11 protein-coding genes and 1 tRNA gene are annotated in these 13,044 nt (G+C 62.7%); 5 read left to right on the top strand and 7 right to left on the bottom strand.

Features of this window, described 5'->3' with window-relative positions; all coding sequences use genetic code 11:
• Positions 1-238 precede the first annotated feature (238 nt).
• From FMP39_RS16895 to FMP39_RS16885, 3 genes are all read left to right on the top strand, one after another.
• Positions 239-1,153 (top strand): hypothetical protein, encoded by a 915-nt coding sequence (locus tag FMP39_RS16895; RefSeq protein WP_228558058.1) that lies wholly within the window; start codon positions 239-241, stop codon positions 1,151-1,153.
• A 145-nt stretch (positions 1,154-1,298) separates the two neighbouring features.
• On the top strand, positions 1,299-1,781 hold the full coding sequence (locus FMP39_RS16890; RefSeq protein ID WP_090493066.1) for a toxin-antitoxin system YwqK family antitoxin: 483 nt from the start codon (positions 1,299-1,301) through the stop codon (positions 1,779-1,781).
• A gap of 100 nt (positions 1,782-1,881) precedes the next feature.
• Positions 1,882-2,982, top strand: coding sequence for a TIGR04552 family protein (locus tag FMP39_RS16885; protein WP_228558057.1), 1,101 nt, complete (start codon positions 1,882-1,884; stop codon positions 2,980-2,982).
• Between the two features lie 84 nt (positions 2,983-3,066).
• Here FMP39_RS16885 and FMP39_RS16880 read toward each other — a convergent pair whose 3' ends face one another.
• The gene (locus FMP39_RS16880; protein WP_194858431.1) at positions 3,067-4,968 is read right to left on the bottom strand and encodes an Ig-like domain-containing protein; all 1,902 of its coding nucleotides are present in this window, start codon (positions 4,966-4,968) and stop codon (positions 3,067-3,069) included.
• Positions 4,969-5,465: 497 nt separating this feature from the next.
• Positions 5,466-7,112: a signal recognition particle protein gene (gene ffh, locus FMP39_RS16875; RefSeq protein ID WP_011554838.1), complete on the bottom strand. Its 1,647-nt coding sequence runs from the start codon at positions 7,110-7,112 to the stop codon at positions 5,466-5,468.
• 311 nt (positions 7,113-7,423) lie between these two features.
• On the opposite strand from ffh, the gene FMP39_RS16870 reads away from it, so the two are divergent.
• A tRNA-Leu gene (locus FMP39_RS16870) sits at positions 7,424-7,509 on the top strand.
• Positions 7,510-7,543: 34 nt separating this feature from the next.
• Here the strand turns inward: FMP39_RS16870 and FMP39_RS16865 are convergent.
• The 3 genes from FMP39_RS16865 to FMP39_RS16855 are packed head-to-tail and all read right to left on the bottom strand — an operon-like array spanning position 7,544 to position 9,455.
• Complete coding sequence (locus tag FMP39_RS16865; protein ID WP_141591325.1) at positions 7,544-8,650, bottom strand: tyrosine-type recombinase/integrase; 1,107 nt, start codon at positions 8,648-8,650, stop codon at positions 7,544-7,546.
• The gene (locus FMP39_RS16860) at positions 8,647-8,820 is read right to left on the bottom strand and encodes a helix-turn-helix domain-containing protein (RefSeq protein ID WP_368667066.1); all 174 of its coding nucleotides are present in this window, start codon (positions 8,818-8,820) and stop codon (positions 8,647-8,649) included. Before FMP39_RS16860 ends, FMP39_RS16865 begins: the two co-directional genes overlap by 4 nt.
• 53 nt (positions 8,821-8,873) lie before the next feature.
• Positions 8,874-9,455 carry a hypothetical protein gene (locus tag FMP39_RS16855; RefSeq protein WP_141591321.1) on the bottom strand — a complete coding sequence of 194 codons (582 nt, stop codon included), beginning with the start codon at positions 9,453-9,455 and terminating at the stop codon, positions 8,874-8,876.
• 112 nt (positions 9,456-9,567) lie between these two features.
• Between FMP39_RS16855 and FMP39_RS16850 the strand changes: the two genes are divergently transcribed.
• Positions 9,568-10,329, top strand: a complete 762-nt coding sequence (locus tag FMP39_RS16850; RefSeq protein WP_141591319.1) for a hypothetical protein — start codon at positions 9,568-9,570, stop codon at positions 10,327-10,329.
• Here FMP39_RS16850 and FMP39_RS16845 read toward each other — a convergent pair.
• Positions 10,287-12,350, bottom strand: a complete 2,064-nt coding sequence (locus FMP39_RS16845) for a DNA polymerase (protein ID WP_228558056.1) — start codon at positions 12,348-12,350, stop codon at positions 10,287-10,289. The two genes, FMP39_RS16850 and FMP39_RS16845, sit on opposite strands and share 43 nt — an antisense overlap.
• A gap of 79 nt (positions 12,351-12,429) precedes the next feature.
• Entirely contained in the window at positions 12,430-12,930 is a 501-nt protein-coding gene (locus FMP39_RS16840) for a hypothetical protein (protein WP_141591317.1), read from the bottom strand.
• Between the last annotated feature and the right edge of the window lie 114 nt (positions 12,931-13,044).

Genomic DNA, 13,044 nt, shown 5'->3' with positions numbered 1-13,044 from the left:
AGGTGAGGGGCGTACCTTGAGGCTATCGCGACATGAACGTCGCGATGGCCTCCGCTCCCGCTGTCTGCTTGCGCGAAGGGTGAATTTCGCGGCCGAGCAGCCGTCCAGGTGGCGTCGACACTCGTTGACACGTCCGGACGGGCGGGACTAAGCCTCACTTGCTCGCATGGTTGTTGGGGCCTGTAGTCAGTGGCCGGAGGCCCCCCGGGCGGCGTTCCAAACAAGAGGAAATCTCAACATGCAGCTTCGCAAGATGATGTTGGTGCTCACTGCGCTTGGCGCGATGAGCGGTCTCATGGCTGGTTGCGGTGACGACACGACGTCCCCGGGGGCGTGCACCAGCAACGACGAGTGCGGCGAGTCGGAGATCTGTCACCCGACCGCCCAAGTCTGCGTGCAGACCTGTAACTCTGGTTCGGACTGCCCCTCCACGGCGAAGACCTGCGCCCCGCTGGGCGGCACGGGTCCCAGCGCCACCACGAACATCTGCCAGTGCTCCACGGATGTGCTCTGCAACGGTGGCACGGACTCTGAGTCCACGGGCCTGGTCTGCTCCAACCTGGACAACGTCTGCGTGACGGCCTGTTCGACCGACGCCCAGTGCTCCGGCGACCGGACCTGCAACACGACCACTGGCCAGTGCGAAGAGGGTGACACCGAGCCCGTGCCCGGTGAGAGCTGCACCGGTGAGGGCCGCTCCACCTGTGGCTACGGTCTGATCTGCACCAGCAGCACCTGCTCCGAGCCGCCCGCTCCGACGTGCCAGAACTACACCGCGTACCCCAACAAGGCGGCGGACGTCGGCACCACCGGCCCCATCATCTACGACATGGCGACCGTCAATGCGGTGGCGGGCACGACCGCTTGGTGTCCGGGGGCGAAGCGGCTGCGTCTGTCTGTTTCTGCGTACACCGATGCTGCGTCGCCGTTCCCTCAGACCGCTCCGGAACTGGGCAGCTTCTACTACGTGAGGACGGATGGATCGCGAATCAACGCAGTCATCAGCAATGGGGCGAATGACTACGTCATCACTCAGAACGGTACCCGCGCTGACATCATTGTCAACCTGTGTGTTCCGGCTGACAGCACCACCACTTTGGTTGGCTACCACTTCGGTGACGGCAACTTCTTCTGCTTCCGGTCGAACTACTAGGACTTGATTGCGGACTCCCCGGAGCTTTGGGTGTGGTGCGGCGATTCGCAGCATGCTCACAGCACGGGCCACGATGAATCTTCTTCGCGCTCGACCGTCTCATCATGGGAGCGCGGATAGTTCGGCGTCTTGATAAGGAGAGAACATGCGGTACACCAAACTGATTCGGACGATGACTCTCGGGCTGGCCCTGGCTGCCCCGACGGCGATGGCCAACGATGTCGCTGTCAAGCTGAAGTGCCCGGCCGGCGCGACCCAGGTCGGTACGAAGGCTGAAGGCCTGTCCTGCGCGAAGATTGATGCGGCGCAGGGGACCCAGGTCGCGCATGGCGAGTACGTCGCGTTCCACCCGAACGGGGTGAAGGCGGCGCAGGGGCAGTTCGAGAATGGGTTGAAGGTGGGCGTCTGGACCTTCTTCGACGCCGCTGGAAACAAGCGGGGAACCACTGAGTTCAAGGATGGCGGGTGGGATGGCAAGCGCACCGCTTACTTCTCCAACGGCAAGCCCCAGCGCATTGAAGAGTACAAGAGCGGCAGGAAGCATGGTTTGACGCAGGAGCTGTCCAAGGACGGCAAGGTCGTCAGCAAGGCTCACTACGACCACAACCGCCTCGTCTCTGCTCAGTAGGCAGGTGACTTCATTGCGGTAACAAGGGCCTCTCCTTTTGGAGAGGCCCTTTGTTTTTGAGGCCTTCCCCAGCCGGGTCGACTCAGTTAGGAAGTTGCGTGTGAAGCCCCCCTCCCTTGCCCCTGCCTTGCCCGATATTCCCATCCGACCGGTGGGGCAGATGGGCCTGCGCGAACTCGAACGGATCCGGCTAATCCTTCGGGGCGGCTCGGTCATCGACTGGCGGAGGATGTATTTTCAGACCCGGGACGAGGTAGACGCCTTTCTGCGACTGCTTCAACTGGATTTGTCCCAGTCCTTCGATGAGATCTGGGCGCGTCAGGTCCTCGCAGAGGCCGTCGAGTATCTCCGGAAGACGTTCAACTACCGCGTGTCCAATGTGGTGGCACAGCCGGAAGAGATTCATGACCTTTTCCTTTTTGCGTCGGGAGTAAAGGGCTCTTCCCGCCATCGGCGAATTGCATGCGTCGTCCTCAAGGTGATGCACGTTATTCAGCACATCGAAGGACGGGATTTGCTGTTCCGCCTGGCAATTTCAGAAGTCGAACTGGCGGAACTGGTGACTGCGAAGGTCTTGAGTGTCGCCACGGAGATGCAGGCCAAGGGATTGCCTGTCGTGGAGTTTGCTCACTCCATCAAGACGCAGGACTCACTCATCACGAAGTTGCTGGCAAAGAAGGAGACGGTTGCTGCGCAGGTATATGACCGGACTCGATTCCGTGTGGTGACAAAGCGGCGCGAGGACTTGCTTCCTGTTCTCTACTACCTCACCCAGCGCCTCTTCCCCTTTCACCTCGTCGTTCCAGGGCAGACGGAGAACACGCTGCTACCGTTCAAGCAGGTGCTCACTGAGAACCCTCATTTCGAGCAGTTCATATCCAAGCTGCAGCTCGACCGTGATTTCGAGGACCGGGAAGGTCCCGGCAAAAACATCTATTCGGGTAACTCGTATCGGGCGTTGAACTTTGTGGTGGATATTCCCGTTCGAATGGATGCGTATCTTCCTACCCCCGAAGAGGACGACCGTCAGCGCAAGGGGAGGATCGTTATTTCATTGGTTGAGTTCCAAATCGTCGACGAGGAGACGGCTCGGATTAATGAGATGGGAGAGAACTCTCACGATGCCTATAAGCGAAGGCAGAAGAAGCGAGTTCTCAAACGCCTGAGCCAAGGTCTTGTGGTCCCCAGGCGTCAAACGTAATGGCTCTCTGAATCCTGAACGGATGAAGCGGAGCACTCACGGCCAACTCCTACCAGGCCCTCGACCATGAGTGCCTCAGTCACATCATTGATTGTGACGATAGACGTGAATGTCGGTGCCGGTTGAACCTGCTTCGTGCCAAGCCAACCATGGGCGGCTTTGGCGATCCATGTCAAGCGTGGGCCGATGTGCCTGGGCACCGCTCCCCGTCATGGAGCGCAAAGGCGGACCGATGGGCTCCCAGGCGGAGGCGCGTTGGCGGGAGACATAGATGGACCGCTGGGAGTTCGCGACGCCGCTCCATGCCACCGTGGGAATGCCATTGTCGCCAATGGCGAGCGATGGCTCAGTATTGTTTGTCGAGTCGTGACTGAGGAGCACCGGCTCGGCCCACTCGCTACCTGTCCAGCTCGAGAAGTGAATCGAGCCTTCTACTGTGCTCTTATGCACTTCTTGCCATGCGACGGACGGCACGCCAACTGCTGAGGTGGCGATGCTGGGGGTGACCGCGGCTACTGACTGGGGCGCGGTGATGATGCTGCTCCCCATTGCTCCTGAATGGTTCAAGAGCACGCCAATGACACGGGTTTCATGCTGGGCATGGTAGGCGTCGTATGAGACGAATACGTTCGTGCCGTGCGCGCTGATGGTCGCTCTTCCAGTCGTGTCATAATCCAATGGAGGATGTACTTCGATGGTCGTCCAGGTCGTCGCACCTGCGCTAAGTTCAAAAGCAACGAGCCGGGAAACGCCGAATTGATGTGTTGCGTAGACGTAAATGGTTCCGGTGCTTGTTGTTGTTATGCTGGGTTCCGCGATGAACCTGTCTTCGGTTCCCGTAATGGGAAAGGCAGGTAGGTCCTCCCAGAAGGTGTTGTTCCAACGCCGCGCATATAGGTTTTTCCCGGTGCCAACTCCCGTCGCTTCCTGCCAGGCGATCAACACCCTTCCCGAGGCATCAAGATGCAGCGTGGGGTTCTCTGCGTGAGTTCCGGTGCCAGTAAGTCCACTCAGTGCTCCGCCTAGATGGATCCAAGTCGCGCCGTTCCAGCGGGCCACATGGATGTTCTTGGCTGAGCCATCAAACTCAGACCAAGCGACGACGGGCAGGTCATCTGTATCCAGCTTGAGTACTGCATTCTCTGCTGGGGTCGATCCAGTCCTTGCACTGAGAGCTCCGCCAACGGGGAGCCAGACAGGGACTGTGAACTGCCATTCGGTGGTGGACTGCAACACATTGCCCGCCAGGTCCTGGATGGGCTGACTGCCGGTTCCGAGCTTCACCAGGACGGTACTGGGGGCAGGCAGGGGCGTGGTGGGCGTAATCGTCAACGTGGTTCCGTCGGCGGAGAGGCTGACGCTTGCCTCAATCCGGGTGTTGCCGTGAGCGAGCACTTCCACGTTGTCTGGAGATATGCTCGCAGGGCGCACTGGCTCGCTGAGCGTCGCCTCCAAGGATGCACGCGCGCTGACCTGCGCATCGCTCGACGCAGGCGCGCGGCTCGAGACATGAGGAGGCGTGCGATCAACGATCACCGTTCGTGCGACGCTCGTAAAGGTAGTGCCGCCTCGCGCGGCGCGCGCCACAAGTTGGAAAGATCCTTCGGGCATCCCCCGGGTGTCCCACATATAGGTGTACGGAGGCGCCGAGACACGCGCCAGAAGTTGCGTGTCGCGGTGGAACTCGACAGTGTCGGCCGCGCCCCCCTCAATCGTTGCTTCCAGCGGCAACGCTCCGTTGGTGTAGGTGGCAGAGTCCGCTGGGGCGGGAGCCGCCCATCGCACGACCAAGTCTCCGGCCGGTACGACGGTGAGCTTGAGCGAGGCAATCCGGAAGTCGTTGCCAGATGCCGCGCGGACCGTGATCGTCGATTCTCCCGTCGCCGCGCTGGGGGAGACGTGGAGGGTCAATGTGGCGGTCGTCTCGCCAGCAGGGATCTCTGTGGGCAGAGCAGTGATGCCGGAAGGCGGCTGCTCCAATGTCACGGAGACACTGTCCGAGTATCCTTCGGCTCGAACGATGGAGACCTGAATGGGGCGGTTGCCGCCCTGGAGTGCGGAGTCCTCGCTGGGGCTCAGTCTTAGTGCGAACTTCGTCGTGGGCTGTGCTCCTCCGTCCGGGGTTGGGTCGGGCTCGACCTCTGGGACGTTGATGCACGCAGTGGACAGGGTGATTGCGGTTAACAGCAAGGCGCAGGGGAGTCGGGACATGAGTCGGATGCTTGGCAAAGAGCGTTCCAGGAGCCGCGACGGTTGTTGAGGATGCCTGCGCCCGGCGAGGCTGCGGCCTCTCCGCGCAGCCCAAAGGCGGGTGGTGCAAGGGCGTCGCGTTCGATGCTTGGACGCATACCACGCCTTGTGGCGGTCCCGTCCCCACCGGTGGATTCCAGTCCGAACGCACGGATGCGCCCTGAAAACACGAACGCCCGCGCTCCCAGCACGGATGCGGGGAGGCGGGCGTGGGCACCGGGGCCTCGAGCGGCCTACTTCTTCTTCCGGTTCTTCTTCTTGTTCTCCTTCTCCCGCTTGCGGCGCTCCTTGATGGCGTCGCGGTCTTCGCTCTTGCCAGCGGCGGAGGGCGGCGCGTAGCCCATCAACCGGGCCTTGGCCATGGCGGCCTGGCCCATGGGCGGCGTGTAGCCGGGAGCAATCTGCGGCAGCTGCATGGGCATGCCCATGCCGGGCATGCCACCGCTCATCATCTTCTCCATCATCTTCGGGTCGCCGCCGAACATGCTGGAGAGGTCCATGTTCTTCATCTGCGACAGCTGACCCAACTGCTTGAAGCCGGGGATGCGGCCCAAGAGGCCCGGATTCTGGCCGATGGTGCCCATCACCTGCTGCATCATCCCGAACTTCTGGAGCAGCTCCTTGACCTCTTCGACCTTGCGGCCGCTGCCCTTGGCGATGCGGTTGATGCGGCTGTTGTTGACGGTATCTGGCCGCAGGCGCTCCTTCGCCGTCATCGAGTCGTACATCGACTCAATCTTCGTGAGCTCCTTCTCGTCCGGATTGAGGTGCTCGGTGAGGTCGCCGAAGAGGGGGAACTTCTCCAGCAGGTCCTTGAGCGGTCCCATCTTCCGGACCATGCGGATCTGCTCGACGAAGTCCTTCATCGTGAACTGGCCGGACAGGAGCTTCTTGGCATCCTCCTCGGCCTTCTTCTCGTCGACGACCTTCTCGAAGTCCTTCATCAGGCCGACGATGTCGCCGAACCCGAGGATGCGGCCCGCGAGGCCGGCTGGGCGGAACTCCTCCAGCTTGTCCATGGACTCGCCCATGCCGAGGAACTTGATGGGCTTGCCCGTGACTTCCTTGATGGACAGCGCGGCGCCGCCGCGGGCGTCACCGTCCAGCTTGGTGAGGATGAAGCCGTCCAGCGTCAGCCGCCGGTCGAACTCCGCCGCCGTGCGCACGGCGTCCTGACCAATCATCGCGTCGCACACCAGCAGGATGTTGTCCGGCTGGACGTTGCCCTTGATGGACTCCAGTTCGGCCATCAGGGACTCGTCGATGGCGAGCCGGCCGGCGGTGTCAATGAGCACCACGTCGCACTTCTGCTCGCGCGCGGCGGCATAGCCCCGCTTGGCGAGCTCGGGCGGCTGGATGCCGGGCTCGTGGTAGACGGGGACCTTGAGCCGCTCGCCCAGGACCTTGAGCTGGTCCACGGCGGCGGGGCGGTAGATGTCGGCTGCGACGAGCAGGGGCTTGCGCCCTTCCTGGAGGAGCCGGCTGGCGAGCTTTCCGGTCGTGGTCGTCTTTCCGGAGCCCTGGAGGCCCACCATCATGATGCCGGACAGCTGGCCCTTGGGCTTCAGCTTCAAGCTGGTGTCGACAGGCCCCATGAGGGCCTCCAGCTCGTCGTGGCAGATCTTGATGAAGTGGTCCATCGGGCTGACCTTGCGCTTCTGGCCAGCCGTGTCGGTGATGGTCGTCTGCACCAGCTCGCCCACGGACTTCTCGCGGACGCGGGCGACAAACTTCTTCACGACGTCGAAGGCGACGTCAGCCTCGAGCAGGGAGACGCGGATGTCGCGCAGCGACTCGTCGACCAGCTCCGGGGTGAGCTCGCTCTTGCCGGCGAGGCGGTTCTTGGCGGCGCGGAAGCCCTTGGTTACGGTCTCGAGCATGGGGGGCGCTTTATAACAGGGTCAGGCGGGATGCGACGGTGGAGCACATTCCGGCCGTCGAACTGTGAAGAGAAGGGGGCCCGGACCGGCCTCCCTGGCGGCGAATCCGGCCCGGGGCCCTGGATTCTTCAACGCTCTTGAGGGGTTGGCGCATCCCTAGGCACCCTGGCGCGGGCCTTGAGGCATCGCCGGGCGCGAAGTGAGGCGCCCAGGCCTGCCAGGAGCCCCAGCGGAGAGGGAAGAGAGCCTGGGGCTGCACGAGGCCTTTGCCGGAGGTAGGACAGGCCCTGTAGGGTGCTGCCCGCAGCCGGGCACGAGTGGCGGAACTGGCAGACGCAGCGGACTTAAAATCCGCTGGCCCGTAAGGGCCGTCCGGGTTCGATCCCCGGCTCGTGCATTTCTAACCGGCTGTAATTACTCAGGAGTTCTCTTCAGGCGGCGCCATGTGCCCCCAATGTGCCCCTGACTGGCTGCTCTAGGACTCGTACGGCGTCCTTCTTCACGTCAGGGCTGAGATGCGCGTACCGCATCGTCATCTCGATAGAGGCATGCCCGAGCAGTTCCTGAATCGCTTTGAGCGGCACTCCCCTCATGACGAGGTGACTCGCGAACGTGTGCCGCAGCGTGTGCCATCCGATGGGGCGCAGTCCGGCCTGCTTGCTGGCCCGGCGGATGGCGTTTCGGCACGTGTCATTCTTGAGGTAGGCCCCATCCTCGTCGCAGAATACGAACGCTCCACGCAGGTGTCGATGGGCCTTGAGGGCGCTGAGAGCGATGCCGTTGAGGGGCACCTCGCGTGAGCGGCCTCCCTTGGGACTGCCGAAGTGACCTCTCCATACGTTGCGCTTCACGATGAGGCGCCCCGAGACGAGATCCATCGCGTCCCATTGAAGCGCGATGAGCTCTCCGCGACGCAGCCCTGTGTGAAGCGCCACCGACACCATCGCGCGCCACTCTGGTTCGGTGGCGGCGATGAGACGCTCGGCTTCCTCGAATGACAGGAAGTCGAAGTCTGGGCGCTCCGCCTTGAGGAATTTGACACGTGGCACATATCTGAGGACTTCCTGGTCTACGGCCACCGTGAAGACAGTACGCAATACGGTGAGTGCGTTGTTAATCGTCTTCGGTGCAAGTCCCGCTCGCTTCTTCTTCGCCTTGAAGTCCTCGATGCGTTCTGGATTGACGCCATCGAGAGGCAAGTCTCCGAACGTGGGTAGCAGGTGCGTATCGAGCAACTGCTTCTTGGCGGCAACGGTGCTCGCCTTGTTGTTGTTCTCGCTGTAAATGAGGAACCGCGGCGCGAACTCCCTCAGCAACGGGATGCGTGCCTCCTTCTCTTCCTCCTTTCTGAAGGAACCAGTGAGGAGGGCATGCCGCAACTCCCGCTCGTACTGCTCGGCTCCTCGGCGCGTGTTCACCGGGGCCGCCTTCCGGATGCGTTCGACCCGCCCATCCGGATGCTGGAGTTTTACGTCCACCGTCCATGCCTCCTGCTGCTTCCCGTTCTTGTCCGTCCACTTCCGCAGCCTGACGCTCATGATTTCTCTCCGAGCGCAGAACCGCCGTTACCCAGGTGCCAATCTAGCAGGGCAGATCGTTGGATGCGGAGCGCTCTTCCTAGGCGAACGATGCCGGGCACTTGGCTGAGGCGGATGGCCTCATAGAGCGTCTTCCTGTTCACGCGGAGTAGGCCGGCGGCTTCGTCCACCGTCAGGAACGCAGGGAGGGCCTCTGGGTTGATGGGGGCGGGCGCGGACACGGCTACCTCGGGAAGACGCGACGGGGACCGAGGCGCCCGAGGGCATGCAGCCCGATGCCAATGGCGTCCCAGATATTGTGATGTAGTGAGGACGCGGAGGGCAGCTCCACGCGCAGGTGTTCGGCGGCATCAAGGCGTTGCTTGATGCGCTCGATGAACGCATCCGGTTCTAGAGAGCCTTTCCAGTCGCGCGGATAGATGCTGCGGCGACTGGCGATGCCTGGCAGGGAGCCGCCGAGCATCCCGACAACACCGGCCAACTGGATGAGGTCGTTCTGGTCACCCTTCTGATGCGAGGCTGCGTAGACGCGAGGCAACTCGATGACGAGTTGGAATGGCTCATCGCCCAGTCGCGGCCGGAGCCACTCCCGAACCGCGAAGGCCATGGACGCCCACGAGGCCAGCGACATTTCTCCGCTTTGGCGCTCGGGGTTCTTCGGCATCCCGGCGGCCTCTAGCGTTACGCGCTCACGAGTTGGTACATCGAACACCGCAACGCCGCAGTGCCGGAGGCCAGGGTCGATAGAGACGAGCTTCGCGGCGAGGTGCGCGGATGCGTTTTCCGGATGGAGGGACGAGCTCACTCCTTCTTGAATGGGGACACCTTCCGCAAATGGTTCGTGCCGTGCCTACTAACCCGCAATATTGCGCCATTGATGCGTATGTCGGATAGACTAGGCCCACTGGAGGAGTGGAATGCGTGACTACCTTTTTGTCGATCAGCACCGACTGGACTCCTTTTGTTGTCAAATCATGGAGAAAAAGCAGGGCAAGGTGAAGGTTAAGGGTGGGCTAAGCTTTGACGTACCTCTCGTGGGGGCAAAGTTTGACTTTGCGCTGGAGCCTGCTGAACAAAAAGAGAGCCTGCATGGGCAGATTGATTTTCTGGTCGGAGAGCTCGGACGCATGCGAAAGCTATCGCGAAAACGCCCCGCTCGATTCCCGGGTGATTTTGAGACAGGGGAATTTGTTTTGGAGGAGTTTGAGGCGTGTCGGTTCGTGTTCGGGAAGGAATTTCTAAAGGGAGTGACTGGGGCGAACGAAATTGCAGTGTGGGTTTCCGATCCAGAATATGGCGAGCTGCGCAGTGATGGATATGACACCGGCGGGTGTTTCTTGTTCTTGGTTGAAGTGTGGCTGGATGTGCCAAGAGGATTGAAGTTTATGTCCGGGTTTTCTGCACTGCGGGTGCTCGCTAAAGAGCTGGCCGATTCGAAAGTCGAGAGGGGGGCATTGGAGGCCATGCTGATGGCTGATGGGAAGTATCTCCATCCTGCTAGAAGACTTATTGATGCAGGAGCTGTCACTTCGGGAGAGGTGAGGCGTGTGTCGTCCTTGTATTACAAGAGGTACTTTACCAATGAGCAGTTCTTTTCGTTTTCGGGGGGCAATTATCGTACAAATGAACTGTTGGGCTATCCGATATTCATTGCGCACGAGTTGGGCGGGGTTTCTTGATGGCGCGATTGGACTTGTTCTTCTGCCGGTCGAGCCCACACTAAAAGGCGCCCCGAGATGTCTCTAACGGTGGCCGCTTCCTTCGAGAGCACCCGCGACAGGGCAGGTTCGGCTTCAATGGCGCCAGCCAGGTCCGGCGTTACCTCGCGCATAGCCTGCCGCATGAGCTCCGCCATCCGTTCGGCGGCATCGTGGAGCTTGTTGGGGCAGTCTGCGCGCAGCTCCGCCACCAACTCGTCATGCACCATGAGGACAAGGCGCGAGCCCCAGAGGGGTGAGCGACGGTCCGCGTACATCTCCCGCGACACACGCCATGTGGCCAGCTTGGCGCCCACTGCTCCGAGTCCCTGGAACGGCGTGTTGAGCCACTGGGTGTAGCCGCATCCACCCCGGAGGATGTTGGCGCCCGGAATCATGACGTCCACGAACTGTCCCTGACGGGTGAGGGCGCTAGCTCGGGCAAAGAGCGCGCGTTGCTCGGGCCACGCGTCCAGCCACCTGTTGCCGTAGTGGCGCGACACCTCGACGCATGCGGCGCAGACCATCTTGACCTTGCCCTGGACGCGCACCGGAACGCGCTCCACGCCACACGTGTCCTCTAGCTTCGCGAGGAGGCAGAAGCGGACGCCGTCCTTGGCGCGTGCGTGGTACGCCATGCCGCCAGCCCCGAGGCCCCCGCCCTTGCCGAAGTTGAAGATTTTGGCGAGCGAGCGGAAGGACGTGGCGGTGGGCTCCTTTTCCTTCACTCGCGGAAGGAGGGTGTCGTAGCTCTCGCCCAGGAAGGTGGCCGCGGCGGAGGTGTGGACGTCCTCCTTAGCCAGCAGCGCCTCGGCCATGCGTGAGTAACCCACATCCCAGATGGCACGTTGGGCCATGGTGCGCAGCTCGAGGCCCGCGTAATCGACGGAGCAGAACACGTAGCCGGGACGAGCCTCGTGGCACTCGCGCACGCCCCCGCGCTGCGGGAGTTGTTGGTAGTCGCTGGAGACGCGCGTGGTGGATACCAGGACGTTGAATCGCGGGTTGAGGGGGACCGCGACGCCCGCTTCCAGCTTGCCCAGGTAGGTGGAGCGGTACTTGTCCACCTTACCGGATTTGCCCAATTCCTCCAGCAACGCGTCGCCCGAATCCAGGAGGGTGTCCCTGTCGGTCGCTACCTGGCCCTCGGGGAACCGGGGCGACGGAGGGGTGACGGGCGGCGCGCCGTTGTAGGCGGCGGTGACGAGATGGGAGAGGCGCTTCGAGTCTTTGGTTCCGTTGGGCCGGAAGATGCCGGCGACTTGGAAGCGGGCGCGGTTTGCTCCCCACTCTTCTTCGACGCGGTGGCGCAGTTCCTCGACGCGACGGGCATCGGTGCGCAGGCCCCAGATGGAGGCGAAGTGGAGGCCGAGGGCAGTGCGGACCTGGTCCGTTTCGGCATGGAGGTTGCCGCCATTGGCGACGCTGGACGCGGCTCTGTGCTGGGCCAGGTGGACGTCCATCGTGAAGCGCGCGTCGCGCAGCGGGTACTTCACGGCGCCTTCGGGCCATTCCTCCAGCGGCACTCCGTCCAACTCTCCATAGCGGAGGCGCCATGCGTCAGGGGCGTGCTTGTCCGCGCTGATGTCGAGTCCCAGGTGACGTCTCGCTAGGAGCGCCAGCGGGTAGCGTGCGCCTTCGTCGTCCCCAAGCGGGCGGCCTGTCATCGGGTCCACGCCGTGGAGGCCCCGTGCGATGTCCAGGAGGGCCTCGCGGATGGCCACGTCATGGAAGCGCCCGGCCTCGGCGGAGGTGAAAACGGCGTCCACCAGTCGCGGGTCATCCGCGCACATGACGCCCAGGTCGTATGCGAGATTGGCACCCGTCAGGTGGATGTCCGGCGAGCGGAGGGTCTCGCGGAACCACGCTCGCGCCTGAGCAGCGGAGAGGAGTCGCTCGCTGCCCGATGCCTCCTGGGCGATGGAGGCGCAGACGAGCGGAGGCGCCAGGAGTCCGGGTTGAATCGGATAGGTCTCGGTGTCGAAGCTGAAGAGGACGGGCACAACACCGAAAGGCCCGTGACGTGGGCCAATCGTGACGCCCTTGGGTGAGCGCCAAGAAGTCCAGAGCTGACGGGATGCGTCAGGACAGGGCGTCAGCGAGCGGCGGGAGCTTCGCGGCGGCGCGCTTGGCCTCGATGGAAGCCAGCTCTGCGTCCGTGGGGCTCACGTTGCTCCAGCGGTAGCCCTCGATGACCTTGCCGGGCCTGCCTTCCTTCTCCGGGAGCGTCTTGGGGAAGACGTCGCAGTCCACCAAGAGGAATGCACCTGCCTGATTCGCCTCGGTGAACTTGGCGATGAAGTCCTGGGAAACTTCGTGCTCCTCTGCCCCTGCCAGGGCCATGAGGAAAGCCTTGAAGCGCCCGCCTCCGTTCTTCTTCGCGTCGGAGACGTTCTCCACGTAGCTGGCGATGAGGCCGGGCCGCGTGGGCTCGGTGCTGGCCTGGGTCCTTTCCGACGTCATCACCTTCACTTCAGCGATGGCGGAAAGGCCCTTGAATCCGTCTTTAGTACGGATGGACTGCACCTCCAGGCGGTAGCGTCCGGCCTTGAGGTACTGCGCGCCGAGGGCGGTGAGCGTCAAGGTAGTTGTCGCGTGAGAGGGTTCAGCCGACGGACCGCACCTCCTGCGGAAGCGGGGTGAGGTTGGGAGTGGGATTGAGGCGCACGGGGCCTACCGGCGTCCAGTCGCGCGTGC

Source organism: Myxococcus sp. AB056 (assembly GCF_006547365.1).
GTDB classification, from domain to species: Bacteria; Myxococcota; Myxococcia; order Myxococcales; family Myxococcaceae; genus Myxococcus; species Myxococcus virescens.
The sequence above is the reverse complement of the archived record's forward strand: the minus strand, read 5'-3'. Positions and strand labels throughout refer to the sequence as shown.

What these genes read in the sequence shown, in the direction of transcription:
- FMP39_RS16895 (WP_228558058.1), top strand. Translation starts at nt 239, where the DNA reads ATGCAGCTTCGCAAGATGATGTTGGTGCTCACTGCGCTTGGCGCGATG.
- FMP39_RS16890 (WP_090493066.1), top strand. Translation starts at nt 1,299, where the DNA reads ATGCGGTACACCAAACTGATTCGGACGATGACTCTCGGGCTGGCCCTG.
- ffh (WP_011554838.1), bottom strand. Translation starts at nt 7,112, where the DNA reads ATGCTCGAGACCGTAACCAAGGGCTTCCGCGCCGCCAAGAACCGCCTC.
- FMP39_RS16865 (WP_141591325.1), bottom strand. Translation starts at nt 8,650, where the DNA reads ATGAGCGTCAGGCTGCGGAAGTGGACGGACAAGAACGGGAAGCAGCAG.
- FMP39_RS16850 (WP_141591319.1), top strand. Translation starts at nt 9,568, where the DNA reads ATGCGTGACTACCTTTTTGTCGATCAGCACCGACTGGACTCCTTTTGT.